This window comes from Tropicimonas sp. (assembly GCF_047971885.1).
Classification (GTDB): domain Bacteria; phylum Pseudomonadota; class Alphaproteobacteria; order Rhodobacterales; family Rhodobacteraceae; genus Tropicimonas.
Genome location: NZ_JBKEAE010000047.1, coordinates 1 through 2,469, shown reverse-complemented (window position 1 = coordinate 2,469; position 2,469 = coordinate 1). Strand labels below are relative to the sequence as shown.

General features: G+C 63.7%; 3 protein-coding genes and 1 pseudogene. 1 reads left to right on the top strand and 3 read right to left on the bottom strand.

Going from position 1 to position 2,469, the window contains the following annotated elements; genetic code table 11:
• From ACK5IR_RS05280 to ACK5IR_RS05270, 3 genes and pseudogenes are all read right to left on the bottom strand, one after another.
• A pseudogene (locus ACK5IR_RS05280) lies at positions 1 to 185 on the bottom strand (hypothetical protein); the annotation flags it as partial.
• A complete protein-coding gene (locus ACK5IR_RS05275; protein ID WP_416926623.1) occupies positions 175 to 1,839 on the bottom strand; it encodes a nitrite/sulfite reductase in 1,665 nt (554 codons plus the stop codon). The gene ACK5IR_RS05275 and the pseudogene ACK5IR_RS05280, both read right to left, overlap by 11 nt.
• Before the next feature lies 1 nt (position 1,840).
• Positions 1,841 to 2,143: a DUF2849 domain-containing protein gene (locus ACK5IR_RS05270; RefSeq protein WP_416926621.1), complete on the bottom strand. Its 303-nt coding sequence runs from the start codon at positions 2,141 to 2,143 to the stop codon at positions 1,841 to 1,843.
• A 139-nt stretch (positions 2,144 to 2,282) separates the two neighbouring features.
• Here ACK5IR_RS05270 and ACK5IR_RS05265 point away from each other — a divergent pair.
• The coding region (locus ACK5IR_RS05265) for an Lrp/AsnC family transcriptional regulator (RefSeq protein ID WP_416926619.1) at positions 2,283 to 2,469 on the top strand (187 nt) is incomplete at its 3' end.

Below are 2,469 nucleotides of genomic sequence, written 5' to 3'. Positions count from 1 at the left end.
TCGACCTGGGCGATCTGATGCAGCAGCACCACCGAATCGGCTCCGAAGGACGAGACCATCGCCGTCCTGCCCATCAGCGGATGCGCCAGCGCCGCCGCCAGAAGCGCCGCTCCCTTCAGGCCGTCGAGTTCTGCCGCGACGCGCGCCGCGCGGTCGGCCGGAATGCTGCGGATGTCAGGCTGCATGGCGCTGTTTCTCCGGTCCATATAGGGCTTCCTTGAACGGGGCCGCGCCGAGACGGCGGTAGGTCTCGGCAAAGGTCTCGGCTTCGTCGTCGCGCTGTTCGAGATAGGCCAGCATGATTCGCTCGATCGCCGGCACGATCTCGTCATAGGCAAAGCCCGGTCCGGCGCGTTCGCCGATGACGGCGTTCTCGCTTGCGTCGCCGCCGAGGGTCACCTGATAGTTTTCCACCCCGGCCCGGTCGAGTCCGAGAACCCCGATATCTCCGATGTGGTGGTGGCCGCAGGCGTTGATGCAGCCCGAGATCTTGATTTGCAGCGGGCCGATCTCGTGTTCGATCCGCAGATCGTCGATCCGCCGGGCAAGCTGCTGGGCGACAGGGACCGACCGGGCTGTGGCAAGCGCGCAGTAATCCATGCCGGGGCAGGCGATGATGTCCGAGGCGAGCCCGATATTGGCCGTGCCGAGCCCCGCCGCCTTCAGCGCGGCGTGAACGGTGGCCAGGTCGGCCTTGCGCACATGGGGCAGGATGACGTTCTGCTGGTGGCTGATGCGCAGTTCGTCATGCCCGTACCGCCCGGCCAGATCGGCCAGAACGCGCATCTGCGCCGATGTCACGTCGCCGGGCGTCTCGCCATGCGCCTTGAGCGATACGGTGACGATGGAATAATCCGGGTGGCGGTGTTCGGCCAGGTTGGTATCAGCCCAGGCGCGAAAGACCGGATCCCGGCGCGCGGCATCATAGGCTTCGGCGCCGCCTTCGACGAATTGGGGCAGCACGAACCGGTCGCGGATACGGGCGATCACCCGTTCGTCGACGCCGGCGAACTCGCCGCGGGTGCGCAGAAAGGCCTCTTCCACCTCGGTGCGGAAACGGTCGAGCCCGGTTTCATGTACGGTGATCTTGATGCGCGCCTTGAACTTGTTGTCGCGGCGGCCATGGCGGTTGTAGACATGCACGATGGCTTCCAGATAGGGCAGCAATTCGCCTTCGGGCAGGAAATCGCGGATCACCTTGCCGATCATCGGGGTGCGCCCCAGCCCGCCGCCGACCGTCACCTCGAACCCCGGTTTGCCGTGGCTTTCGACCATGCGCAGGCCGATGTCGTTTGAACGGGTCACGACACGATCGTTGGGGCTGCCGGTGACGGCAATCTTGAACTTGCGCGGCAGGAACTGGAATTCGGGGTGGTCTGTGGACCACTGGCGGATCAGTTCGGCATAGGGGCGGGGATCGGCGATCTCGTCGGCGGCGGCGCCGGCGAAATGGTCCGAGGTCACGTTGCGGATCGTGTTGCCCGAGGTCTGGATGGCATGCAGCCCGGCCTCGGCCATCGAATCGAGGATATCGGGCACGTCCGAAAGCCGGGGCCAGTTGTACTGGATGTTCTGCCGGGTGGTGAAATGGCCATAACCCTTGTCCCAGCGGTCGGCGACTTCGGCCAGCTTGCGCATCTTGGCCGAATCGAGCGTGCCATAGGGGATCGCCACCCGCAGCATGTAGGCATGCAGTTGCAGATAGAGCCCATTCATCAGGCGCAGCGGCCTGAATTCGTCTTCGGTCAGGCTGCCGTCGATACGGCGCGCCACCTGGCCACGGAACTGCGCGTTGCGCTCGGCAAGAAAGGCCGCATCGAATTCGTCGTAACGATACATCTCAGCGGCCTCCTGCTTGCTTTCCGTGGTGGTAATTCGACGGGCCCCGGCTGCGGAAGCCCTCGCGGAAATGCACCGGTTCGGGGCCGTCGGGTCCGGATCTGGCATCGGCCAGATAGGCGCCGACGACGATGCCCTGCTGGCGCTCCGCATCAAGCAGGCGGATTGTTGCGTGCGCCTCGTCCTCGATCAGTTCGGCCTCGGAATGGAGCCGCGACCAGCGGTCGTCTTCGGTCAGATAGACGACGTCACCTTCCAGCAACGCGTTGGCTGTGACGATCTTGGGCGTGAAGGGGCGGCGCATGGTCTGGCTCCGGTTTTTTGCTTGCGCAGAATATAGAATTTTGTTCCATGAATTGGCTAGACATCCCGATAAAGAAGAACGATAGTCCGCCATCGTAAAGCAGAAAGAACATTAACCCCCTATTCCGGGACAATTTGGAATGACAACCCGTATTGATGCAATCGACCGGAAAATCCTTGCCGAATTGCAGCGCGATTCCGCCCAGTCGCTGGACGAGATCGCGCGCAAGGTCGGCTCGTCCAAGACGCCGGTCTGGAACCGTGTCCGCAAGCTGCGCGAGTCGGGTGTGATCCGGCAGAACACGGTGCTGCTCGATGCCGATGCCC